This is a genomic window from Agromyces arachidis (genome assembly GCF_052805135.1).
This window is the reverse complement of the sequence record NZ_JBRBDK010000001.1, coordinates 227,500-251,168: the sequence shown is the minus strand read 5'-3', so window position 1 is coordinate 251,168 and position 23,669 is coordinate 227,500. Positions and strand designations below refer to the sequence as shown.

General features: G+C 73.6%; 21 protein-coding genes. 2 read left to right on the top strand and 19 right to left on the bottom strand.

Annotation, left to right across the window (positions count from 1 at the left end; all coding sequences use genetic code 11):
- Positions 1–8: 8 nt before the first annotated feature.
- From smc to ACUY4T_RS01130, 11 genes are all read right to left on the bottom strand, one after another.
- The gene (gene smc / locus ACUY4T_RS01180) at positions 9–3,530 is read right to left on the bottom strand and encodes a chromosome segregation protein SMC (RefSeq protein WP_446017066.1); all 3,522 of its coding nucleotides are present in this window, start codon (positions 3,528–3,530) and stop codon (positions 9–11) included.
- 129 nt (positions 3,531–3,659) lie between these two features.
- Positions 3,660–4,595: a bifunctional DNA-formamidopyrimidine glycosylase/DNA-(apurinic or apyrimidinic site) lyase gene (gene mutM, locus ACUY4T_RS01175; protein WP_446017065.1), complete on the bottom strand. Its 936-nt coding sequence runs from the start codon at positions 4,593–4,595 to the stop codon at positions 3,660–3,662.
- A 1-nt stretch (position 4,596) separates the two neighbouring features.
- The gene (rnc, locus tag ACUY4T_RS01170) at positions 4,597–5,250 is read right to left on the bottom strand and encodes a ribonuclease III (RefSeq protein ID WP_446017403.1); all 654 of its coding nucleotides are present in this window, start codon (positions 5,248–5,250) and stop codon (positions 4,597–4,599) included.
- An 84-nt stretch (positions 5,251–5,334) separates the two neighbouring features.
- The gene (rpmF, locus tag ACUY4T_RS01165) at positions 5,335–5,538 is read right to left on the bottom strand and encodes a 50S ribosomal protein L32 (protein ID WP_446017064.1); all 204 of its coding nucleotides are present in this window, start codon (positions 5,536–5,538) and stop codon (positions 5,335–5,337) included.
- 9 nt (positions 5,539–5,547) lie between these two features.
- Positions 5,548–6,114 (bottom strand): YceD family protein, encoded by a 567-nt coding sequence (locus tag ACUY4T_RS01160; protein WP_446017063.1) that lies wholly within the window; start codon positions 6,112–6,114, stop codon positions 5,548–5,550.
- Positions 6,115–6,125: 11 nt separating this feature from the next.
- Positions 6,126–8,483, bottom strand: coding sequence for a transglutaminase TgpA family protein (locus ACUY4T_RS01155; RefSeq protein WP_446017062.1), 2,358 nt, complete (start codon positions 8,481–8,483; stop codon positions 6,126–6,128).
- Positions 8,473–9,846, bottom strand: a complete 1,374-nt coding sequence (locus ACUY4T_RS01150) for a DUF58 domain-containing protein (protein WP_446017061.1) — start codon at positions 9,844–9,846, stop codon at positions 8,473–8,475. Before ACUY4T_RS01150 ends, ACUY4T_RS01155 begins: the two co-directional genes overlap by 11 nt.
- 4 nt (positions 9,847–9,850) lie before the next feature.
- Positions 9,851–10,870: an AAA family ATPase gene (locus ACUY4T_RS01145; RefSeq protein WP_446017060.1), complete on the bottom strand. Its 1,020-nt coding sequence runs from the start codon at positions 10,868–10,870 to the stop codon at positions 9,851–9,853.
- A complete protein-coding gene (gene coaD, locus ACUY4T_RS01140) occupies positions 10,867–11,358 on the bottom strand; it encodes a pantetheine-phosphate adenylyltransferase (protein ID WP_446017059.1) in 492 nt (163 codons plus the stop codon). Before coaD ends, ACUY4T_RS01145 begins: the two co-directional genes overlap by 4 nt.
- Positions 11,359–11,409: 51 nt before the next feature.
- A complete protein-coding gene (locus ACUY4T_RS01135) occupies positions 11,410–13,596 on the bottom strand; it encodes an ATP-dependent DNA helicase RecG (protein ID WP_446017058.1) in 2,187 nt (728 codons plus the stop codon).
- The gene (locus ACUY4T_RS01130) at positions 13,593–14,411 is read right to left on the bottom strand and encodes a tetratricopeptide repeat protein (protein WP_446017057.1); all 819 of its coding nucleotides are present in this window, start codon (positions 14,409–14,411) and stop codon (positions 13,593–13,595) included. The genes ACUY4T_RS01135 and ACUY4T_RS01130 overlap by 4 nt, the downstream gene beginning before the upstream one ends.
- A 48-nt stretch (positions 14,412–14,459) precedes the next feature.
- Between ACUY4T_RS01130 and ACUY4T_RS01125 the strand changes: the two genes are divergently transcribed.
- A complete protein-coding gene (locus tag ACUY4T_RS01125) occupies positions 14,460–15,077 on the top strand; it encodes an RsmD family RNA methyltransferase (protein WP_446017056.1) in 618 nt (205 codons plus the stop codon).
- On the opposite strand, the gene thiL is transcribed toward ACUY4T_RS01125, so the two are convergent.
- The gene (gene thiL, locus ACUY4T_RS01120) at positions 15,047–16,045 is read right to left on the bottom strand and encodes a thiamine-phosphate kinase (RefSeq protein ID WP_446017055.1); all 999 of its coding nucleotides are present in this window, start codon (positions 16,043–16,045) and stop codon (positions 15,047–15,049) included. The two genes, ACUY4T_RS01125 and thiL, sit on opposite strands and share 31 nt — an antisense overlap.
- A gap of 24 nt (positions 16,046–16,069) precedes the next feature.
- On the opposite strand from thiL, the gene ACUY4T_RS01115 reads away from it, so the two are divergent.
- Positions 16,070–16,579, top strand: coding sequence for a DUF3515 family protein (locus ACUY4T_RS01115; protein WP_446017054.1), 510 nt, complete (start codon positions 16,070–16,072; stop codon positions 16,577–16,579).
- A gap of 54 nt (positions 16,580–16,633) precedes the next feature.
- On the opposite strand, the gene ACUY4T_RS01110 is transcribed toward ACUY4T_RS01115, so the two are convergent.
- The 7 genes from ACUY4T_RS01110 to ACUY4T_RS01080 form a co-directional block, all read right to left on the bottom strand.
- On the bottom strand, positions 16,634–17,728 hold the full coding sequence (locus ACUY4T_RS01110) for a D-alanine--D-alanine ligase family protein (protein ID WP_446017053.1): 1,095 nt from the start codon (positions 17,726–17,728) through the stop codon (positions 16,634–16,636).
- Positions 17,628–18,764 carry an NAD(P)H-dependent glycerol-3-phosphate dehydrogenase gene (locus ACUY4T_RS01105; RefSeq protein WP_446017052.1) on the bottom strand — a complete coding sequence of 379 codons (1,137 nt, stop codon included), beginning with the start codon at positions 18,762–18,764 and terminating at the stop codon, positions 17,628–17,630. Before ACUY4T_RS01105 ends, ACUY4T_RS01110 begins: the two co-directional genes overlap by 101 nt.
- Complete coding sequence (locus ACUY4T_RS01100; RefSeq protein WP_446017051.1) at positions 18,754–19,530, bottom strand: lysophospholipid acyltransferase family protein; 777 nt, start codon at positions 19,528–19,530, stop codon at positions 18,754–18,756. The genes ACUY4T_RS01105 and ACUY4T_RS01100 overlap by 11 nt, the downstream gene beginning before the upstream one ends.
- 7 nt (positions 19,531–19,537) lie before the next feature.
- Positions 19,538–20,908, bottom strand: a complete 1,371-nt coding sequence (murA, locus tag ACUY4T_RS01095; protein WP_446017050.1) for a UDP-N-acetylglucosamine 1-carboxyvinyltransferase — start codon at positions 20,906–20,908, stop codon at positions 19,538–19,540.
- Positions 20,909–21,526 (bottom strand): 3-isopropylmalate dehydratase small subunit, encoded by a 618-nt coding sequence (leuD, locus tag ACUY4T_RS01090; protein ID WP_446017049.1) that lies wholly within the window; start codon positions 21,524–21,526, stop codon positions 20,909–20,911.
- Between the two features lie 2 nt (positions 21,527–21,528).
- Entirely contained in the window at positions 21,529–23,007 is a 1,479-nt protein-coding gene (gene leuC, locus ACUY4T_RS01085) for a 3-isopropylmalate dehydratase large subunit (protein WP_446017048.1), read from the bottom strand.
- Positions 23,008–23,132: 125 nt separating this feature from the next.
- Positions 23,133–23,657, bottom strand: coding sequence for an FHA domain-containing protein (locus ACUY4T_RS01080; RefSeq protein WP_446017047.1), 525 nt, complete (start codon positions 23,655–23,657; stop codon positions 23,133–23,135).
- Positions 23,658–23,669 lie beyond the last annotated feature (12 nt).

Below are 23,669 nucleotides of genomic sequence, written 5' to 3'. Positions count from 1 at the left end.
CCGCCCGGTCAGCTGGCCTTCGCCTGGACCTCGTCGCGCACCCGCTGGCCGACGACGGCCGAGACCCCGTCCTGCCGCATCGAGACGCCGTACAGGGCGTCCGCGATCTCCATCGTGCGCTTCTGGTGCGTGATGACGATGAGCTGGCTCGACTCGCGGAGGTCCTCGAACGTCGTGAGCAGTCGTCCGAGGTTCGCGTCGTCGAGCGCCGCCTCGACCTCGTCCATGATGTAGAACGGGCTCGGCCTGGCCTTGAAGATGGCCAGCAGGAGGGCGACCGCGGCGAGCGAGCGCTCGCCGCCGGACAGCAGCGAGAGCCGCTCGATCTTCTTGCCCGCCGGCTTCACGCTCACCTCGATCCCCGTCGTGAGCAGGTCGTCGGGGTTCGTCAGCGCGATGCGCCCCTCCCCGCCCGGGAAGAGGATCGGGAACACCGAGGCGAAGGCCTCGCGCGTGTCCTCGAAGGCGGAGCGGAAGATCGACTCCATCCGGCCGTCGATCTCCTCGATGATCGTGAGCAGGTCCTTGCGGGTGTTGGCGAGGTCGGTGAGCTGTTCGGTGAGGAAGCGGTGCCGCTGCTCGAGGGCGGCGAACTCCTCCAGTGCGAGCGGGTTGACCCGGCCGAGCTGGGCGAGCTTGCGCTCGGCGGCCTGCAGGCGCTTCTGCTGCTCGGCGCGGTCGAACGGGCGCGGCGGCGCCTCGGCGTCGCCGTCGGCCGGGATCGGCTGGTCGGGCCCGTACTCGGCGACGAGCACGTCCTCCGCCAGGCCGAGTTCGCCCTCGGCGCGCTCGACGAGCGACGCGACGTGCAGCTTCTTCTCGTAGATCCGCAGCTCGAGGCCGTGCACGTCCTCGGTCACGGCGTGCAGGCGCTCCCGAACGGCGGTCTCTGCGCGTCGTGCCTCGTGCACCTCCTCGTTGCGGCTCGCCCGCTCGGCCTCGGCCGCGGCGAGCGCGACGCGCGCCTCGGCGACCGAGGCGCCGGCGGACGCCAGCACGGGCGGCAGCACGGCCGCGACCCGGCTCGCCGCCTCGAGCTGCGCCCGACGGATGATCGCGCGGCGGGCGGCCTCGTCGGCCGCGCGGCGCTCGGCGTCGTACTGGCGCTCCATCGCGGCGATGCGGGACTCCTCGGCGCGCACGCGTTCGCGCGCGGTCTCGAGCCGGAGCCTGCCCTCGACCTCCCCCTCGCGGGCGCGCTCGAGCGCGGCGAGGGCGCCGTCGCGTCGTTCCGCCTCGAGGACCGGACGCGGCTCGGCGCGCGCGGCGGCGAGCTCCGCCTTCGCCTCGGCGGCCGCCTGCTCGGCCTCGGCGATGCGCTCCTCCGCGGTGCGCAGCGCCTCGGCCAGGCGATCGGTCTCGGCCTCGGCGGCCTCCACCTGCACCCGCGCACGGTTCAGCGCCTCGGTGCGCTGTGCGAGCTTGGCGTCGAACTCCCGCAGTGCGGCGAGCGTCGCCTTCGACTGCTCCTTGGCGTGCGCGGCGATCCCGCGCTGCTCGTCGAGGTCGAAGCGCGCTCGCTCGATGTCGGCGCGCACCTCCTCCAGCCGGGCCTCCGCCCGGTCGCGCTCGGCCAGCAGCTCGATGCGGCTCTGGGTCCGTCCCGAGCCGCCGCGCACCACGTAGCGTCCGACGACCGTGCCGTCGCGCGTGATCACGGTGACCGGTCGGTCCATGCTCGCGAGCGCCTCCTCCGCGGCGCGCACGGCGTCGAGGTCGTCGGCGACCAGCACCTCGCCGAGCAGGGCGAGCACGCCGGGCGGGGCGGTCACGACGTCGGCCGCGGCGACGAGTCCCGGGACGGCCGCGGCGCGCGGCGGGGTCGCGCCCGGCTCGGCGATCGTGAGCGCGACCCGGCCCAGGTCGCCGTCGGAGGCGGCGGCCACGGCGCGGAGCGCGGCCGCGCGGTCGTCGACCAGCACCGACTCGGCGAGCGAGCCGAGGGCTGCGGCCACCGCCGCCTCGTAGCCCGGCTCGACGCGCAGGTGCTCCGCGAGCAGCCCGCGCACGCCCGCGGTGCCCGATGCGGCCAGCGCCGCCGAGCCGTCCTTCTGGTCGAGGGCGAGGGAGAGCGCGCCGATCCGGGCGCCGAGCGCGTCGCGCTCGCGCTCGCGCTCGTGCAGCGCCTCGCGGAGCTTCTCGATCTCGGCCTCGGCCTCGAACACGGCCGCCTGGGCGAGCTCGTAGGCCTCATCGAGGTCGGTCTCGGCCGTGGGGTCGGCATCGGACTCCGCTTCGACGCGAGCCAGCTCGGCGCCTGCGCTCTCGCGCCGGGCCTGCGCGGCGTCGAGGGCGTTCCGGTGGCGGAGCACCTCGCCGCGCACGGCGGCCAGCTTCGAGGCCGCCGTGTCGGCGCGCCCGGACAGCTGCGAGGCGCGCAGGTCGTAGACGCTCACGCGCGCGGCCTGCGCGGCGATCTCCTCGTCGACCGCGTCGAGGGCGGTCCGCGCCTCGCGGGTCGCGGCCGCCGCCTGCTCGAGCGCGGACGCCGCGTCGCCGACGCCGCTGCGAATGCCGTCGAGCTCGGCGCGGGCGGCGTCGATGTCGGCTCGGGTGAGCGTCGGCGCGGCATCCGTGCCCTCGTCGGCCGCCGAGAGCAGCGCGATGCGCTGGCGGGCGAGCGAGTCGAGCGACCTGAGCCGCGCCTCGGACTGCTCGAGCGCGAAGCTGACGGCGCGGGCACGATCGACCTCGTCGCCGCCCGACGCCTGCTCGAGCCGCTCGATGTGCGCCTGGTGGCGCTCGAGCTCCTGCTGGAGCACCAGCCGCTCGGCGTGGCGCTCGTGCTCGGTCCGTCCCGCCGCCTCGAGCGCGCCGCGCAGCTCGACGACCTCGTCGGCCACGAGTCGCGCCCTCGCGTCGCGGACGACGGCGGCGATGCCGGCCGCCTCGCGCGCGACCTCGGCCTGGCGTCCGAGCGGCTTGAGCTGGCGACGCAGCTCGGCCGCGAGGTCGGTGAGGCGGGTGAGGTTCGCCTGCATGGCGTCGAGCTTGCGGAGGGTCTTCTCCTTGCGCCGGCGGTGCTTCAGGATGCCCGCGGCCTCCTCGATGAACCCGCGGCGGTCCTCCGGGCTCGCGTGCAGCACCTGGTCGAGCTGCCCCTGGCCGACGATGACGTGCATCTCGCGACCCAGTCCCGAGTCGCTGAGCAGCTCCTGCACGTCGAGCAGGCGGCACTGCTCGCCGTTGATCGCGTACTCGCTGCCGCCGTTGCGGAACAGGGTGCGCGAGATCGTGACCTCGCTGTACTCGATCGGCAGCGCGCCATCCGAGTTGTCGATGGTCAGGCTGACCTCGGCGCGCCCCAGCGGGCCGCGCGTCGAGGTCCCCGCGAAGATGACGTCCTCCATCTTGCCGCCGCGGAGGGTCTTCGCGCCCTGCTCCCCCATGACCCAGGCGAGCGCGTCGACGACGTTGGACTTGCCGGAGCCGTTGGGCCCGACGATGCAGGTCACGCCCGGCTCGAAGGCGAAGGTGGTCGGCTGCGCGAAGGACTTGAAGCCCTTGAGGGTGAGGCTCTTGAGGTACACGACCACCCTTCCGACTGCCGAGCGCTGCGGACTACGGTAACCGACGAACGGACCGCGGCCGCGCGCGCTCGCCGTCCGGGCGCGCATCCGCCTGCCGCGCGACGCGCCGGACGTGCGGGCGGATCCCGGTCAGTCGGATGCCATGGGCCGCCGTCGGACGCGCAGCCGCTGGCACCGCGGGCACCGGTGCGACGAGCGGTTCATGAACGCCTCGCGGACGATGGGCGTGCCGCACCGCGGGCAGGGACGCCCCGTCTGCCCGTAGGCGTTCAGCGAGTGCGCGAAGTAGCCCGACGCGCCGTTGACGTTGACGTACTGGGCGTCGAAGCTCGTGCCGCCCTCGGCGAGCGCCTTCTGCAGCACCTCGCGCACGGCGTGCAGCAGCTCGCGGACTCGTGGCGCGCCCAGGCTGGAACCGGGCTGCTCGCCGTGCAGGCGGACCGCCCAGAGCGCCTCGTCGGCGTAGATGTTGCCGATGCCCGAGACCAGCTGCTGGTCCAGCAGGATCCGCTTGATCCCGGAGGATCGTCGCCGCACCGCCCGGACGAACCCGGCGTCGTCGAAGGCCGGGTCGAGCGGATCGCGTGCGATGTGGGCGACCTGCGACGGGATCGATCGCGCCCACGGCCCCGTCACTCCGGCCGAGAATCCCGCGACCTCGCCGTCGGCGGTCGGCACCATCCGGTCGACGGCCATCGAGCCGAAGATGCGCTGGTCGACGAAGTCGACCCGCAGCTCGCCGCGGTCCGGATGCTCGAGGTGCAGCCGGACGCGGGCGTGCCGGTCGTCGCCGGGATGCTCGGGCGTGCGCAGCAGCAGCTGCCCGCTCATGCCGAGGTGGCCGACGAGCGCGTGACCGCCGTGGAGCGGCATCCAAAGGAACTTGCCCCGACGGACGGCCGCGGCGATGCGCTCGCCCGTGAGCAGCGACTCGAAGTCGCCGGCCGACGCCTCGTGTCGCTTCAGCGATCGAGCGTCGAGCACCTCGACGCCGGCGATGCGCGCGCCGGTGACCGCCGGCGCGAGGCCCGCGCGCACGACCTCCACCTCGGGCAGCTCGGGCACGTCAGCGGTCGTTCAGCGCGGTCCACGCCTCGAGGGCGGCGGCCATCTCGGCCTGCTTCTTGCTCGACCCCTCGCCGGAGGCGGTGACGAGGTCGCCGACCGTGACGGTCGCGACGAAGTGCTTGCTGTGGTCCGGCCCGCTCTCGGCGACGGTGTAGGCCGGCGCGGTCGCACCGCGCCGGGCCGCGATCTCCTGGAGGCTCGTCTTGGGGTCCATCGCGGCGCCGAACCGATCGGTGTCGGCCATCAGCGGACCGATGAGGCGCAGGACCAGTTCGGTGGCGACCTCGCCGCCCCGGTCGAGGTAGACCGCGCCGATGATCGCCTCGACCGTGTCGGCGAGGATCGACGGCTTGTCCGCGCCGCCGGTCATGGTCTCGCCGCGACCGAGGCGGATGAACGGCCCGAGGCCGACCGTGCGCGCCACCTCGGCGAGCGCCGCACTCGAGACGAGGCTCGCCCGGCGCTTGGCGAGTTCGCCCTCGTCGAGCTCGGGGTGGTCGGTGAAGAGCCGGACGGTGACGGCCTGCCCCAGGATCGAATCGCCGAGGAACTCGAGGCGTTCGTTGGTGGGGATCCCGCCGTTCTCGTACGCGAACGACCGGTGCGTGAGCGCGAGGAGCAGGAGGTCGGGGTCGAGCTCGACCTGCAGCATCCGCTGCAACTCGGCCAGCTCGGGGGCCCCGGTGTCCGTCTGCTCGACGCGCCTCACGACCGGTCGTTCAGGAGTCTCGGCCGACTAGATGTCGGCGACCTTGCGGCCCTTGTACTCGAGGAAGAGCGGGGTGCCCGCCGAGTCCTCGACCACGCGGGCGCGGTGCGGGAGGCTGTAGGTGACCTTGCCGTTCTCGACGGTCTTGACGAGCGTGGGCACCTCGGCCTTCCACTGCGAACGGCGCGCGTGGGTGTTGGCGCGTGACTTCTTCCGCTTGGGAACAGCCATGACTCTCTCTCAATCTCTCTGCTGGTCGGCACGTGATGCGGCGGCATCCGCGCCCTCGTCTTCGGAAGCCGTGAACCCCGCGAGCGCGGACCAACGCGGGTCGGTCCGCTCAGGGGTGACGAGTTCCGGATGATCGGCCAGACGAAGCCCGGTCACGGGGTCGAGACCCGGGCAATCCGGCCGGCACACCGGCTGGAACGGCAGTGCCAGCACCACCGCATCTCGGATGAGAGGTTCAAGATCCACATGGTCGTCTTGAACCTCATACTCGAAAGCTTCTCCGGAATGATACGCGAAAAGCTCCTGGAACTCGACTTCGAGGGGCAGGGCGATGTCGGTGAGGCACCGCCCGCACTCGCCTTCGGCGGTCGCATCGACCTCGGCGGTGACGAGGATCCCCTCGTGCACCGACTCGAGCCGGAGGTCGACCGCGACCTCGGCGCCCTCGCGCACGGCGACCAGCCCCTCGCCGTACTGCTCGGGCGCCGGGAGGTCGAGTCGCTGCTCGCGCATCTCGCCGGGACGGTTGACGAGATCGCGCACGTTGACGCTGAACGGGGAATGCTGGACGGCCACGGTCCACGATTCTACGCGCCGCGCAGGGGCGTCCGGCCCAGCAGCTCCCGGCTCGCGGCCCGCAGCGAACGCGGAAGCAGCACGGCCTCGGCGCGACCCGCGGCGCCGGAGCCGGCGGCGAGTGCCGCCGACGCGATCGCCAGGTCGGCCGCGAGCGCATCCCGGCGGGGCCGCTCGGCGTCGTCGTCGGGGGTCGGTCCCGTCCGGAGGGTGCGGCCGTACCGCTCGCGCTCGACCGCGTCGCGCAGCCTCCGCAGCGCGGCCGCGGCGTCGTCGTCCTCGGCGAAGGCCGGGCGCGCGAGGAGGCCGTCGGCGATCGCGCGGGGGGTGCGGCGCGCGTCGACGTCGGCACCGTGGTCGAGCGCGGTCGCGGTGAGCTCGCGCCACGCGGCATCCGCCGGCGACGGCCCCGAACGGATGGCGCGACGGCGAACCGCCCGCGTCCCGGCCCGAGCGCCCGCCGGGAGGAGCACCACGAGCAGCGCCAGCAGGACCAGTCCCGCACCGCCGAGCCATCCCACGGCGACCGCCCCGCCGCCGCCCTGCTGGGACAGCAGTCGGTCGGGGTCGCCCTCGGGACGCCCCGTCGCCACCGGCGCCGGGGCGGACGCGGTCGGCTCGGTGCCCGACGCCTCCTCCCCCGCACCCGGGCGGGAGTAGTCGGGCACCGACCCGCGCCCGGGCGTCGGCTCGAACGGCACCCATCCGACGCCCTCGAAGTAGAGTTCGGGCCACGCGTGCAGGTCGTGCGAGTCGACGTCGAAGCGGACCATCCCGTCGACCCGCTCGCCGCTGGGGGTGCCGCTGGTGTAGCCCACCGCGATGCGGGACGGGATGCCGACCTCGCGCGCCATGACCGCCATCGTGGACGAGAAGTGCACGCAGTAGCCGGCGCCGCGCTCGAGGAACTCCGCGATGACGTCGAACCCGCCGCCGTCGTAGCCGTCGTCGACCGGGGCCTCCTCGGAGTACCGGAAGTCGGAGCCGCGGAGGTACTCCTGGATCGCCACGGCCGCGTCGTAGCGGCTCCGTGCGCCCGCGGTGACCGTCGCGGCGGTCTCGCCGATGACGGCGGGCAGGTCGTCCGGGAGTTCGCGGGTCGCATCCGCGACCGCGCCGGCGCGCGGCTCCCCGGCCGAGCGCAGCTGCTCGGCGGTGGGCTGCACCTCCAGGCGGGTGACCGCGTAGCGCTGGCCGAGCGTGGTCGTGTCCACGCTGCGCACGGTCAGCGAGCCCTCGTCCCAGAACCACGAGCCGCGCAGGCCGTCGATCTGCGACGCCGGGTAGGGCACGGGGAGCCAGGCCGTCCGCACCTGACCGATCTGCACGGTGAGGTCGCGGGGTTCGGCGAGCACGTCGCGGGAGAGCCCGTCGGGCCGCGGCAGCGTGTCGAGCGTGTGGTCGCCGTCGACGGGGCGCTCCTCCGCGGTCCACAGGTCGCCCTCGAGCCGCTCCACGCTGAGGAGCGTGAAGTACGGGCGGTCGCCGTCCTCGGAGGTGTAGCTGAACGCCGGCACGGCGTCGGGCCGGCGCAGGTCGCGGCCGAGCTCGACGTACGGGCTGACGCCGCGCGCGAACATGGTCCCCGACCCGCCCGCACCGAGCAGGAGGCTGGACGAGACGCTCGGGGTGGCGACGGTGACGGCGGATGCCGCGACGAGCCCCACGGCGGCGAGCCCCAGGGAGGCCCCGGCCGTCGACACGATCGGCCGCCGCCTCGGCGCCGACACGAGGGCGGAGTCGGGCCGTTCGTCCTCCTGCGCCACCTCGGCGCTGCGCCGCACCCGGACGTCGATGCGCAGCAGCAGCAGGTAGGCGCCGGCCGTCAGCACGAGCGTGAACCCGTCGGTGCCCGTCTCGAGGAACAGTCCCGGCACCAGGACGGGCACGAGCACCGGCACGGCGGCGAGGGCCGGCAGCCGCACGGTCTGCACCACGAGGTCGAGCAGGATCGCGATGAGGCCCGCTCCGACGGCGAGGGCGAACACGAGCGCCGGCACCGGGATGGCGGGAACCGACTGCTGCTCGATCGTGCGCACCGCGCCCTGCGCGAGGCCGACGAACTCGTCGAACGTGTCGACGGTGGGCACCACGAGCGCGAAGCTCGTGGCACCGCCGAAGAGGAGCGTGAGCACGACCGCGAGCGCGACCAGCTCGAGCGGCGGGACGAGCGTCGGCGGGGTGCGCAGCGCCCGCAGCCCCGCCCCTGCGCCGAGCACCGCCGTGCCCGCGAGGGCGGTCGCCCACCACCAGGCCGACCCGCTGATGAGCGGGCTCAGCGCAGCGAGCGACACGAGCAGGAGCAGGAGCGTCCCGCCCGAGAGCGCGAGGCTCTGCGGCGTCGTGAGGGGGATCCGCTCAGGACGCATCCGGCCCCCCGGAACGCGCGGACTCGCGCGCCGAACGCCACGCCTCGGCCCACGCCGCGGGCAGGTCGGCGGCCCGCCGGATCGGCACCACGCGCCAGTCGGCGTGTTCGAGCCGCTCGACGGCCTCGACGGCCACGCCCTCGGCCGCGAACGCGATGGCCGGCTCGAGCAGCGGACGCAGTCCGATCAGCGCGTCGACAGCCCCGGACGAGGGCGCGACGAGCACGGCGACGCCCGGCATGCGGGCGTCGCGTCGGGCTGCGCGCGGGGCCGGCGAGGGACCCTCCGCCGCGGCCGGTTCGCGCGGGGACGTGGTGCGCGCGTCGCGCCGGGGCGGATCGAGCCGGGCGAGGTCCTCCAGCAGGATCGCCTCGCCGCCGCCCGAGGCACGGTACCCTCCCGGCTCGGCCGCGATCGGCGGCATCCGGGCGTCGTGGTCCTCGATCGGGTCGAGCCGCACGCGGAAACCCGTGCCGAGCAGGTGCACCCCGACCGACGCGGCCGCCTCCACCCCGAGCTCGAACGCGGGATCGAGCGTCGAGACCGCGAGCGCGCCGGCGGACGGATGGGCGGCGCGGCCCCCGAGCGCCGTGTCGAGCAGGATCCGCACCTCGGGATCGCCGCGCTGCTCCTCCTCGCGGACCATCAGCTCGCCCCGGCGCGCGGTCGCCGCCCAATGGACGCGGCGCAGCGGATCGCCGTAGCGGTACTCCCTCGCGATGAGCTCGTCGCTGTTCGGATGGGTGCGCCGCTGCAGGGCGTGGACGGCGCCGTCGACGCTCGCGACGACACCGGCCGCGGGTTCGAGCGGGGTCACCCGCGGAGTGACGACGAGCTCGCGAGCGGCTCCGGCGGCTCGGTCGATCCGCGCCAGGCCGAACGGGTCGGTGACCGAGACGCGGAGCGGACCCACCTCGAACACGCCGCGACGAGGCGTCCGCAGCCGGTACTCGAGGCGCACCGTGTCGTCGCCCGAGGGCAGCGCGGTCTCGCGGCGCCCCACGGCCGGCAGGACCGACTCGGGCGGCGGGTGGAGCGCGGGATGCGCCAGGTCGCGCCAGTGCGCGCCGTCGAAGGCACGACGGTCGAGGTTCTGGACCCGGAGCCGCACGGTGGTGGACTCGCCCGCACGCACGACGTGCGGGTCGAACACGCGCGTCACCGCCAGGCGCGGGGACCGGAGGGCGAGGAAGCCGAGCGCGGCGATCGGCATCGCGAGCCCGACCGCGGCGAGCAGCATCACGTCCCGGAGGTCGAACCAGACCGCGACGAGGTAGAGCGCCGCTCCGGCCGCGACGAGCGCCACCCCGCGCCCCGTCAGTCGGGGTCGTGCCGGCACGCGTGCGGCGCGGGTCCGCGGCATCCGCTCATTCCCTCCGGGCGCTGCCGACCGGGACGGGCGTGTCGGCGACGACCCTGCGCACGATGGCGTCGATCAGCGGTCCGCCGTCGCGATCGTGACCGCCCACCGCGCGGCTGGTCGGGACGAGCCGGTGCGCGAGGACCGGCACCGCGAGCGCGTCGACGTCGTCCGGGAGGACGAAGTCGCGGCCGTGCATCGCCGCGTGCGCCTTCGCCGCCCGGATGAGCTGCAGGGTGGCCCGCGGGCTCGCGCCGAGCCGCAGCTGGCGGTCCTCGCGCGTGGCCCGGGCGAGGTCGACCGCGTACTCCTTGACGGCCTGCGACGTGTACACGTGGTGCACCGCGGCGATCATGGCGCGCAGTTCGTCGATCGAGACGACCGGCTCGAGCGAGTCGAGCGGGCTGGCGGTCTCGCGCTGGGCGAGCATCGCGAGCTCGTCGGCGTTCGACGGGTAGCCCATCGAGATCCGGGCCATGAAACGGTCGCGCTGCGCCTCGGGAAGGGGGTACGTGCCCTCCATCTCGACCGGGTTCTGCGTGGCGACGACCGTGAACGGCCGTTCGAGGAGGTAGGTCGTGCCGTCGGCGGTCACCTGCCGCTCCTCCATGCACTCGAGCAGCGCCGACTGGGTCTTGGGGCTCGCGCGGTTGATCTCGTCGCCGATGACGATGTTGGCGAAGACGGGCCCCCGCTTGAACTCGAAGCGGCGTGAGGACTGGTCGAAGACGGAGACGCCCGTCACGTCGCTCGGGAGCAGGTCGGGCGTGAACTGGATGCGGCTGACCGAGCAGTCGACCGACCGCGCGAGCGCCTTGGCGAGCATCGTCTTGCCGACGCCGGGCACGTCCTCGATGAGCAGGTGGCCCTCGGCCAGCAGGACGGTCAGCGCCGCGGTCACCGCGTCGCGCTTGCCGCTGATGACGGCCTCGACGTTGCGCACGATGCGGGCGGCGGAGGCGCCGACCTCGTCGAGCTCCATCGTCGGCTCGTGCACCGGCGCTCCTGCGGCCGCGGCCTCGCTCATGATGTCATCGCCCCCTGGAGGTAGCGGGCGACCGGCTCGGGGACATACGGGGTGACGTCGCCGCCGAGGGCGGAGACCTGGCGGACCAGTGAGCTCGACACGTGCGCGTTCGCCGGGTCGGGCAGGAGGAACACCGTCTCGACGCCGGCGAGGTGCCGGTTCACGATCGCCATGGGCGTCTCGTAGGCGACGTCGACCTGCGACCGGATGCCTTTGACGAGCACGGACGCGCCGACGTCGGTGCAGTAGTCGACGAGCAGTCCCACGCTCCACGAGGCGACGACCACGTCGCCGACGATCCCGGCCTCCTCGATGGACTGCTCGATGAGGGCGACGCGCTGGGCGATCGGCAGCAGCGCGGACTTGTCGGGGTTGTGCACGACGACGACGTGCAGCTGGTCGTACAGCCCCGCCGCGCGCCCGATCACGTCGAGATGCCCCTTCGTGACGGGGTCGAACGATCCGGGAACGACGGCGATCCGCTGCATACGTGCCAGCGTAGTGCGGGATCCGGGGGCGTGGACGCCGTGTGGGGAGTCTCAGCCCCTGCTCAGGTACTCGGTCGATTCGTCGTCGAGCCGACGTCGCACGGCGGCGGCGAGGGCGGGGTGGCCGGCCAGCCCGGGATCGTCGGCGAGCACGGCGGCGGCGGCCTCGCGTGCTTCGGCGATGAGGTCGCCGTCACGGGTGACCCGCAGCAGCTTCAGCGAGGACCGCCGGCCGGACTGGGTCGCCCCGAGCACGTCGCCCTCCTGCCGGAGCTCGAGGTCGACACGCGCGAGCTCGAACCCGTCGAGCGTGCCCGCGACCGCCTCGAGCCGGTCGCGGGCGAGACTGCCCGCCTCGGCGGCGGTCACGAGGAGGCAGAGGCCGGGCACGGATCCGCGCCCCACCCGGCCGCGGAGCTGGTGCAGCTGCGAGACGCCGAACCGATCGGCGTCGACCACGACCATGGTGCTCGCGTTGGGCACGTCGACGCCGACCTCGATGACGGTCGTGGCGACGAGCACGTCGAGGTCCCCGGCGGCGAACGCCCGCATCGCCTCGTCCTTCTCGTCGGCGCCCATCCGGCCGTGGAGCGGGGCGATCCGCGCGCCCGAGAGCCGCGGGTGCGCGCGCAGTTCGGCGAGCACGCCCGCCACGGATGCCGCCGGTCCGGCGACCGCATCCGCCGGGGCGGGCTCCGCGTCGTCCTCCGCGACCTTCGGCTCGATGGCCGGGCAGACCACGAACGCCTGCCGGCCCTGCTCGAGCTCCTCGGCGAGCCGCTCCCACACACGCGCGCGCCAGCCCGGTCGCTCCGCCAGCGGGACGACGTGGGTCTCGATGCCCGCGCGGCCTGCGGGCAGCTGGCGGATGGTCGACACGTCGAGGTCGCCGAACACGGTCATCGCCACGGTCCGCGGGATCGGCGTCGCCGTGAGCACCAGCACGTGCGGGTGTCGTCCCTTCAGCCGGAGGGCCTCGCGCTGCTCGACGCCGAACCGGTGCTGCTCGTCGACGACGACCAGTCCGAGGTCGGCGAAGGACGTCGTGTCGCCGAGCAGGGCGTGCGTGCCGACGACGATCCGCGCCTGGCCGGCCGCGACGCGCAGCGCGGCGCGCCGTCGGTCCGCGGCGGGCATCTGGCCGGTGACGAGCGTCGGCATGACCTCGGCTGCCAGCTCGGGGCCGAGCATGCGCGCGATCGACCGGAGGTGCTGGCCCGCGAGCACCTCGGTGGGTGCCAGCAGCGCCGCCTGCCCGCCCGACTCGGCCACCGCCAGCATGGCCCGCAGCGCGACGACGGTCTTGCCCGAGCCGACCTCGCCCTGGACGAGCCGGTTCATCGGCACCGGTTCGGCCAGGTCGGCGAGGATCTCGCCGCCGACCTCGTGCTGGTCGTCGGTGAGGGCGAACGGCAGGCCGGACTCGAAGCGCTCGAGGAGCCCGCCCGGCTTCGGCACCCGGCGGACGGCCTCCTGGGCCCGAGCCGCAGCGCGCCGCTCCAGCAGCACGGCCTGCAGCACGAAGGCCTCGGTGAACCGGAGCGCGCGGCGGGCGGCCGTCCAGTCCTCTTCGCGCTGCGGACGGTGGATGAGCTCCAGCGCCTCGCGTTGCCCGAGCAGCCCGCGCGCGCGGCGCACCGATTCCGGCAGCGGGTCGTCGACGGCGCCGAGGCCGTCGAGCACGATGGCCATCGCGTTCTGCAGCTGCCAGCTGGAGACCGTGCCGGTCGCCGGGTAGATCGGGATCGGCTCCGTCGCCCAGCGCTCGGCCGCCGCATCCGCTCCCTCACCAGGACGGGCCTCATCGTCGAACAGCTGGTAGTCGGGGTGCGCCAGCTGCCGCGCCCCGCGGTAGTCGGACACCTTGCCCGCGAACATGCCGCGCACGCCGGGCTTCAGCTCGCGCGCGCGCCAGGCCTGGTTGAAGAACGTGAGCGTGAGGATGCCGGTGCCGTCGGAGATCTTCGCCTCGAGGATCGATCCGCGCCGCGAGCGCATGGTCCGCTCGCGCACCTCGAGCACCTCGGCGACGATCGTGATGTTCTCGTCGAGCGGGAGCCGGGCGAGCGCGGTGAGCTCGCCGCGGGCGGCGTAACGACGCGGATAGTGCGCCACCAGGTCGCCGACCGTGACGAGGTCGAAGGCGCGCTGCAGGGCCTGCGCGGTGCGGCCGCCGAGCACGCCCGACAGCTTGGTGTCGAGGGTCGTGGAGCCCGCGACCGCGCGATCGGCCGTCATGACTCGATCGTAGGCTCCGCCTCCGCCGCCTCGGCCGTCAGCGCCTCGATCTCGGCCTGGACGTACGTGTCGTCGGGTCGCGCGAGCGCGAGCTCTCGCTGCAGCTCGAGGGCCTCGTCGGTCCGGCCGAGGGTGCGCAGCGCGCGACCGACGGACCAGCGCGCGACGTGCTGCTGGCCGGCGGTCCCGTAGCGGTCGGCGGCCTCCACGGCGAGTTCGAAGTGATGCAACGCGGCCACCGCGTCGCCGCCGTCGTGCTTGGTCCAGCCGAGGTTGTTGTGCAGGGCCACCCCCCAGCGCTTCAGGCGCGGGTCGCGCACGCCGTCGAGCACGTCGAAGCCCTCGGTGGCCCATTCCTCCTCGTGACCGGCGTCGTTCAGCGCCAGCATGTGGAGGGCGTCGAGGACCAGGAAGGTCGAGCCGGCCATGGCGGCCTCGCGCACCGCCTTCGTGAAGAGGGGCACGGCGTCGCCGAAGCGCTCCGCGGTCGCGGCGATCCGGCCGCGCTCCAGCGCGATGCGCGCGTGCAGCTCCGCGACCTCCTCGTCCGTCTCGTCGGGCCGTTCGGCGGCCTCGAGCTCGTCGAGGAGCGCGAGGGCGTCATCCTCGCGGCGCTGGATGCCGATGGCCCGCGCGACCTGGGTGGTCATCACCGCGCGCTCGTGCGTCGAGAGCGAGTCGTCGGCGGCGACGGCGCGGAAGCGCTCCTCGCTGACCACCGGATCGGCGAAGTCCCAGAGCCGGTCGATGACCTGCTGTTCGTCACCCCGGTGGCGGGACGGATCGGCGTGCAGGGCGTCGGTCGTGTCTTCCACCCCTCCATCATGGCAGTGCCCGGCGGGCGGCCGTTATGCTCCCGAGACATGACCCGCATCATCGCCGGCTTCGCCGGCTCGCTCGCGTTGGCGGTTCCCCGTTCCGGCACGCGCCCGACGAGCGATCGCGTGCGCGAGGCGATCTTCTCGGCGCTGGAGGCGCGCGACGCCGTCGAGGGCGCGGTGGTGCTCGACCTGTACGCGGGTTCGGGCGCGCTGGGCCTCGAGGCCGCCAGTCGCGGCGCGGGCGAGGTGGTCCTCGTCGAGCGGGCGAAGCCGGCCGCCGACGTGTGCCGCCGCAACGCGGCCGCGATCGTGCGGGCCGGTCGCGGAGCCGCGCCCCGCATCCGCGTCGAGGCGCGGAGCGTCGCCGCGTACCTGGAGTCGGCGCCCGCCGGGGTCGACCTCGCGTTCATCGACCCGCCGTACGACCTCGGCGAGCGGGAGCTCGCACGGGACCTCGAACTGCTCGCGCCGCGGCTCTCCCCCGATGCCCGGATCGTCGTCGAGCGCAGTTCCCGGTCCCCGGAGCCCGCCTGGCCCGACGGCATCGAGCCGGAGCGCCGACGGGACTACGGCGAGACGACGCTGTGGTGGGCCACCGCGGCCCCGGCGGCCGACGCCGCGCCCGAGCGTCAGCCCGCGACGCCGTCCCAGCCCGAGTAGGGGTCCCACCCGGTCGTGTCGACGGGGCGGCCGTCGAGCGTGAGGACGCCGGCGTGGGCGGTCGCCACCCCGATGGCCTCGAACGGATGCGGCGGGTCGGTCTCCGCCGGGAACGCCGCGAGCAGCCCGTGGTCCTCGGCGCCGGCGAGGGCCGTCAGCGGGTCGTCGCCGAGGGCGGCGCCGCGGAAGTCGATGCCGACGCCGCTCGCCTCGGCGATGCGGCGCGCGTCGCGCGCCAGCCCGTCGCTGACGTCGAGCATCGCCGTCGCCCCCGCCACCGCGGCGATCACGCCCGCGGCCACGGGCGGTCGCGGCGCCAGCTGCGCCTCGACCAGCCTGGGGTGCTCGCGGCGGAGCGCGGCCGCGGCCTCGGCCTCCGGCTCGCCGTCGGCGTCGCGGCCCCGGGCGAACAGCAGTGCGAGTCCGCGGGCCGCGTCTCCCCGGGTCCCGGCGTGCGCGATGACGTCGCCCGGCCGGGCGCCCGACCGCAGCACGGGCGCCCGCCCCTCGAGGTCGCCGAAGGCGGTGACCGAGATCATCAGCACGGGACCCGCCGACAGGTCGCCGCCGACGACGCCCGCACCGGGTGCGAGGGCGGCCAGGCCCTCGCGCAGGCCGTCGGCGATCCCCTCGAGCACGTCGACCGCGAGCGTCGGCGGCGCGGCGATCGCGACCACCAGCGCCGTCGGCCGGGCGCCCATCGCCGCGACGTCGGTGAGGTTCGTCGCCGCCGCCTTCCAGCCGAGGTCGAAGGGCGTCGACCACGCCATCCGGAAGTCGGGCCCGTGGACCATCAGGTCGGTCGTCACCACGAACCGGCCGTCGGGCGCGGCCACCACGGCGGCGTCGTCGCCCGCGCCGAGCACGGCGGCCTCACCCGGGGCGAGCCGCGGCAGGATCCGCGCGAGCACCGCCGACTCGCCGAGTTCGCCGATCTCGGGCGAGCGCTCACGTGCAGGGGGCTCCATGGCTCCCACGGTAGCCTGAAGGCGATGCCCGCTCCCGCCCGCCGCCGCCCGAGGCGCACCCTGCCCAGGCTCGTCGCCGCGGCATCCGTCGCCGTCGTCGCGCTGCCGATGCTCTCCGCCTGCAGCCGGCCCGTTCCCTTCGAGCCCGCGGCCGACGCCGCCGACGCGGACTGCGCCGCCGTCGTGGTGCGCCTGCCCGAGCAGGTCGCCGGGCAGGACGCCCGCGAGACCGATGCGCAGGGCACCGGCGCGTGGGGCTCCCCCGCCTCCGTCCTGCTGCGGTGCGGCGTCGAGCCGCCCGGGCCGACCACGCTTCGGTGCGTGAGCGTCGACGAGGTCGACTGGATCATCGACGAGTCCGACGCGCCGCGCTACCGGTTCACCACCTACGGGCGAACGCCCGCCGTGGAGGTCGTCGTCGACAACGACGTGGTCTCGGGGACGACCGTCATCGCCGACCTCTCGCCGGCGGTCGCGGCGATCCCCGCCGACGGCGCCTGCACCGACCTCGACGACGGCGCCGACGCCGGCTGAGCGGCGGAGCGCGCACCCCCGAGGCGCGCGCTCCGGCGCGATCGGAACGCGAGGTCAGCGCGCGCCGCGGGCGACCCCCAGCTCGATGAGCTCGGCGATCAGCTCGGGATAGGCCAGCCCGGAGTTCATCCAGCAGGTCGGGAACATCGAGATCGGCGTGAAGCCCGGCAGCGTGTTCACCTCGTTCACGACGAACTCGTCCCCCGTGTGGAAGACGTCGACGCGGGCCAGTCCCTCGCCACCGATCGCGGCGAACGCGCGCTGCGCGACGCGCTGCAGCTCCGCCGTCTCGCCGTCGCCGAGGTCGGCCGGGCAGACGAGGCGCACGCCGTCGCCACCGAGGTACTTGCCCTCGAAGTCGTAGAAGTCGCGGCCGTCGAGCACGATCTCGCCGGCGACGCTCACCCGCGCGGGGCCCCCGTCGCGCGCCTCGAGCACGCCGCACTCGATCTCGCGCCCGGCGACCGCCGCCTCGACGAGCACCGTCCGGTCCTCGGCGAACGCCACGTCGAGGGCGGCGTCGAGCTCGCTCCAGTCGGCCACCCGGCTCACGCCGACCGACGACCCGCCGCGCGCGGGCTTGACGAAGGCCGGCAGGCCGAGGCTGCGCACCCGGCGCTGCCAGAGCTCGCGGTCCGCGTCCCACGCCGGGCGGGTCAGCGTGACCCACGGCGCGACGGGGATGCCGGCGCCCTCGAGCACGGTCTTCGTGACGTGCTTGTCCATGCCGATCGCGGACGCGAGCACGCCGTTGCCGACGTACGGCAGGCCGATCAGCTCGAGCAGCCCCTGGACCGTGCCGTCCTCGCCGAACCGGCCGTGCAGGATCGGGAACACCACGTCGACCTCGCCCAGCGAGGACGCCTGTCCGTCTGCCGTCACCACGCGCAGCTCACGGCTCGCCGTGGAGTCCGGCCACTGCACGCGGGTGCCGTTGTCCACGACCTCGGGCAGGTGCTCCGGGTCGAGCGCGAACCGCGAGGGGTCGTCGGCCTCGAGCACGAACGCGCCCTCGCGCGTGATGCCGACCGGGATCAGCTCGAAGCGCTCACGGTCGATCGCCGAGAGCACCCCGCCCGCCGTGGCGCAGCTGATCGAATGCTCGCTGGAGCGCCCTCCGAAGAGCAGAACCACCCTGAGCTTGTCCATCCATCGTCCTTTCGCCCTGAGGCTCGTCATCGGTCGTGAGGTGCGGCGCGATGTCCTTCGGCGCGAGCGTGCCGGCGAGCACCTGCCGGACCTGCTCGACGATGGGCATCTCCACGCCCTTCGCCCGCGCGAGCTCGAGGATCGGTCCGACCGATGCCAGGCCCTCGGTGGTCTGCTGCATCTGGTTCACGACCTCGGGCAGCTTGTACCCCTGGCCGAGCAGGCGCCCGGCCGTGTTGTTGCGCGACAGCGGGGACTGGCACGTGGCGATGAGGTCGCCGAGTCCGGCCAGGCCCGACAGCGTGTCGGGATGCGCGCCGTACGCGACGGCGAAGTCGGTCATCTCGACCAGCCCGCGGGTGATGATCGACGCCTTCGTGTTCTCGCCGTACCCCGCGCCGTCGACGATGCCGATCGCGACGGCGATGAGGTTCTTCAGCACGCCGCCGAACTCGGTCCCGATCACGTCGGTGTTCACGAACGAATGGAAGTACTCGTTGCGGGCGACGGATGCCACGGCCTGCGCCGTCTCGAGGCTCGTCGACGACACCACGGCCGCCGTCGGCTGCTCCTTCGCGATCTCGAGCGCGAGGTTCGGCCCGGAGATGACCGCGATCTTCGACTCGGCGATCGGCAGCACCTCGGCGATCACCTCGCTCATGCGGTGCCCGGTCGACTTCTCGACGCCCTTCATGAGCGACACGACGATCGCCTGGGCGTGCAGGTGCGGCTCGGCCGCGATGAGGTTCTGGCGCAGCGTCTGGCTCGGCACGCACACGTACACCTGCTCGGCTCCCGCTAGCGCGAGGTCGAGCCGGCTGGTGGCGCGCAGCCCGATCGGGAGGTTCACGCCGGGCAGGTAGTCGCTGTTGCGCTTGCCCTCCTGGATCTCGCGTGCGAGCTCGGGCCGACGGGCCCACAGCACCACGTCGGCCCCGCCGTCGGCGAGGATCTTGGCGAACGTGGTGCCCCAGCTTCCGGCGCCGAGCACGGCCACGCGCTTGCCCGGGCCGCGGCGCGGCGTCCTAGCCTTCAAGGCGTCCCGTCTCCTTCTGGCCGTGCTTGGCCGGGTCCCAGCGCTCGGCGGGCGGCGTCTCGCCGCGGAGCTCGCCGAGCAACGCCGCGATGGCGTCCATCAGCTCGTTCGTGGCCGCCAGCAGCGTGGCCTGGTCGAGCGGCTTGTCGCGGTACGCGGACAGGTCGAGCGGCTCCCCGATGATCACGTCGACGGTCTTGCGCGGGAAGAGGCTGAGTTTCTTCCCGTACCGCGGCAGGATCGCCTGGGTGCCCCAGTGGGCGGCCGGCACGAGCGGGATGCCGCGCTCGAGCGCGATGCGCACCGCGCCCGTCTTCCCGCGCATCGGCCACAGGTCCGGGTCGCGCGTGAGCGAGCCCTCGGGGTACACGATCACCATGCGCCCCTTCTCGACGAGCTCCTCGGCAGCCCGGATCGCCGCATGGCTCTGGCTCCCCGCACGCTCGACCGGGATCTGGCCGGACGTGCGCAGGAACCACCCCAGCACGGGGTTCTTGAACAGCGACGCCTTCGCGAGGAATCGCGGCAGGCGCCCGAGGTGCCAGGACGCGACGCCCATCACCAGCGGGTCGACCTCGCTGTAGTGGTTCGGCGAGAGCACGAGCGCCCCGCTCTGCGGCATCCGCTCGCCGTGGTGGAAGCGGTACTTCACCCCGAGGCTCCACAGCGGGAGGATCAGGACGGCGAGGACCCAGAAGAACGAGGGTCGGCGCTTCTCGGAGCCGGGCTTCACGGCCGGCGCGGATGACGGGTCTTGATGAGGCACTGACCCATTATCCTTCGAGCGCGAAGTCCGCCCCGAGCAGCTCGAGCTTGGTGATGAAGTTCTCGTAGCCGCGGGCGATGATGCCGACGTTCGAGACGGTCGAGCGCCCCTCGGCCGTGAGCGCGGCGATGAGGTGGCTGAAGCCGCCGCGCAGGTCGGGGACCTCGATGTCGGCGCCGTGCAGCTGCGCCGGGCCCGAGATCACGGCGGAGTGCTTGAAGTTCCGCTGGCCGAACCGGCACGGGCGACCGCCGAGGCACTCCTTGTGCACCTCGATCGACGCGCCCATCTCGACGAGGGCGTCGACGAAGCCGAAGCGCTGCTCGTAGACGGTCTCGTGCACGATCGAGACGCCCTTGGCCTTCGTGAGCGCGACCACCAGCGGCTGCTGCCAGTCGGTCATGAAGCCGGGGTGCACGTCGGTCTCGATGATGACCGGCTTGAGGTCGCCGCCCGGGTGGTAGAAGCGGATGCCGTCCTCGGCGATGTCGAAGGCCCCGCCGACCTTGCGGAAGACGTTGAGGAACATGAGCATCTCGGCCTGGCGCGCCCCGCCGACGAAGATGTCGCCCTCGGTCGCGAGCGCCGCCGCGGCCCAGCTCGCGGCCTCGTTGCGGTCGAAGAGCGCACGGTGCGTGTAGCCCTGGAGCTTCTCGACGCCCTCGATGCGGATGACGCGGTCGGTGTCGACCGAGATGATGGCGCCCATCTTCTGCAGGATGTTGATGAGGTCCATGATCTCGGGCTCGATCGCGGCACCCGAGAGTTCGGTGATGCCGTCCGCGAGCACCGCCGTCAGGAGCACCTGCTCGGTCGCGCCCACGCTCGGGTACGGCAGCGAGACCTTGGCGCCGTGCAGGCCGTTGGGGGCCGACATCCGGATGCCGCTCGGGAGCTTCTCGATGATCGCGCCGAAGTTGCGCAGCACCTCGAGGTGGTAGTCGATCGGGCGGTCGCCGATGCGGCAGCCGCCCAGGTCGGGGATGAACGCCTCGCCCAGGCGGTGCAGGAGCGGTCCGCAGAAGAGAATGGGGATGCGGCTGGAGCCCGCGTGGGCGTCGACCTCGGCCATGTGCGCGGTCTCGACCGCCGCCGGGTCGAGCACGAGGTCGCCCTCGTCCTCGCCCTCGCTCACGGTCACGCCGTGCACCTCGAGCAGGCCTCGCACGATGCGCACGTCGCTGATGTTGGGCACGTCCTTGAGGACGCTGGGCGTGTCGCCCAGGATCGCCGCGACCATCGCCTTGGTCACGAGGTTCTTCGCGCCCTTCAGCTCGATCCGACCGCGGAGCGGCTTACCGCCGTTGATCGTGATGCGGTCGACCGGAAGGCCCACCGCGGTTCCGTGCTGCTTCGCGTCATCCACGAGTGTGTTCACTCAGTTCCCTGTCTCTGCCGGCTCCCGGATCGGGAGCGTGGTCGGCCGCCACGCCGCTCGAGTCGTCTCGAACCCTGCGATGGCCTGCTCGTCCCGAAGGGTGAGCCCGATGTCATCGAGTCCCTCGAGAAGCCTCCACCGAGTGTAGTCATCGATGTCGAACGGAACTGTGAGCGACCCGATGCTCACCGTACGCTCAACCAGATCGACGGTCGCGGCTATTCCCGGCTGCCCCTCGATCGCCTCCCACAACCGTTCGATGTCCTCGTACGCGACGAGCGCGGTGACCAGGCCCTGCTTGCCCGCGTTCCCGTGGAAGATGTCGCCGAACCGGCTCGAGATCACGACCTTGAACCCGTAGTCGCGCAGTGCCCACACCGCGTGCTCGCGACTGGAGCCCGTGCCGAAGTCGGGGCCGGCGACGAGGACCGACGCCCCCTGGTGCGCAGGGTGGTTGAGCACGAACTCCGGGTCCTGGCGCCACGCGTGGAAGAGCGCGTCGTCGAATCCGGTCTTGGTCACGCGCTTGAGGAACACCGCCGGGATGATCTGGTCGGTGTCGACGTTGGAGCGGCGCAGCGGGACCGCGACGCCCTCGTGGGTGCTGAACTTCTCCATGCTCACTCGCCGCCCTTCGCGCCCGCGCCGACCGGTTCGGTCGCGTCATCCCGATCGAGGTCCCACGGGCTCGAGAGGGTCCCGCGCACCGCGGTCGCCGCCGCGACGAGCGGTGAGACGAGGTGCGTGCGCCCGCCCTTGCCCTGCCGGCCCTCGAAGTTGCGGTTCGACGTCGAGGCGCAGCGCTCGCCCGGCGCGAGCTGGTCGGGGTTCATCCCGAGGCACATCGAGCAGCCCGCGAAGCGCCACTCGGCGCCGAACTCCTCGAAGACCTTGTCGAGCCCCTCTGCCTCGGCCTCGAGCCGCACGCGCGCCGAACCGGGCACGACCATGACGCGCACACCCTCGGCCTTGCGACGGCCCTTGATGATCGACGCGAACGCGCGGAGGTCCTCGATGCGGCTGTTCGTGCACGAGCCCATGAACACGGCGTCGACCGGGATCCGCTTCAGCGGCGTGCCGGGCTCGAGGTCCATGTACTCGAGCGCCCGCTCGGCGGCGGCGCGCTCGTGCTGGTCGTCGATCGCCGCGGGGTCGGGCACGACGTCGCTCAGCGACGCGCCCTGGCCGGGGTTCGTGCCCCAGGTGACGAAGGGTTCGAGGGCGTCGGCGTCGATGGACACCTCGGCGTCGAACGTCGCGCCCTCGTCGGTCGGGAGCGTCCGCCAGTAGGCGACGGCCTCGTCCCAGTCGGCACCGCGCGGCGCATGCGGGCGGCCCTCGAGGTAGGCGAAGGTGGTCTCGTCGGGCGCGACCATGCCGGCGCGCGCGCCGGCCTCGATCGACATGTTGCAGATGGTCATGCGCCCGTCCATCGACAGCGAGCGGATGGCGCTTCCGCGGTACTCGAGCACGTAGCCCTGCCCGCCGCCGGTGCCGATCTTCGCGATCACGGCGAGGATGATGTCCTTCGCGGTCACGCCCGGGCGCAGGGTGCCCTCGACGTTGATCGCCATGGTCTTGAACGGCTTGAGCGGCAGGGTCTGGGTGGCGAGCACGTGCTCGACCTCGCTCGTGCCGATGCCGAAGGCCATCGCGCCGAACGCGCCGTGCGTCGACGTGTGGCTGTCGCCGCACACGACTGTGATGCCCGGCATCGTGAGCCCGAGCTGCGGGCCGACGACGTGCACGATGCCCTGCTCGACATCGCCGAGCGAGTGCAGGCGGATGCCGAACTCCTGCGCGTTGCGGCGCAGCGTCTCGATCTGGGTCCGGCTCGTCGGGTCGGCGATCGGCCGGTCGATGTTCAGCGTCGGGGTGTTGTGGTCCTCGGTCGCGATGGTGAGGTCGGGACGGCGGACCGGTCGCCCGGCCATGCGCAGGCCGTCGAAGGCCTGCGGGCTCGTGACCTCGTGCACGAGGTGCAGGTCGATGTAGATGAGGTCCGGCGTGCCGTCCTCGCCCTTCCTGACGAGGTGCGCGTCCCAGACCTTCTCGGCCAGGGTGCGCGGGCGGGGGTGCGTCTCAACGGGCGAATTCATCGATGAACGTCTCTTTCGGATCGTGGGGGTCAGCCGACGACGGACTCCGCGACGGGGGCGGCCGGACGAACTAGGCCCCGTCGCGGCACCGAAGGAGAAGGAACGGCACGCGCACGATCCTCAGGTTACACCGTCGCGTCGGAGGCCCGGCCCACGAGGAAGGCGACGTCGCCGAGCAGCAGCACGGCCCCCTCGGGTACCGAGGTCGGCCGTCCCGGCTCGAGCTCGACGGGCTGCTCGCCCTCGGCCCAGATGCGCACGCCGTTCGTGGAGGCGAGATCGGTCGCCAGGAGTCGGTCCTCGACGACGTCGAGGAGCGCGTGCGTCTTCGACACCGATCGAGCGGGATCCTCGAGCGCCACCGGCCGCGCCCCCGAAGCGGCCTCCGTCGCCTGCGGGTCGCGTCCGAGGACGACCCGGCCGGAGACGAGGACGTCGGTGCCGTCGTCGGAGCGGAGTCGCCACGCGGTGCGCGGCCCGGGTCGCGGCACCGCGGCGGCGCCGGCGGACTCGGGAGCCGCCGGTGCGGGCGGGGCCGGCGCAGGGTGGAACGCGGGACGGCGATCGGGCACCCGGATCGTCCGCTCCGGCTCGGCCGGCTGCGGCGCGTCGGGCACGAGGCCCGGCGGGGGCACGATGAAGTCGCTCACGAGCCCACCCTA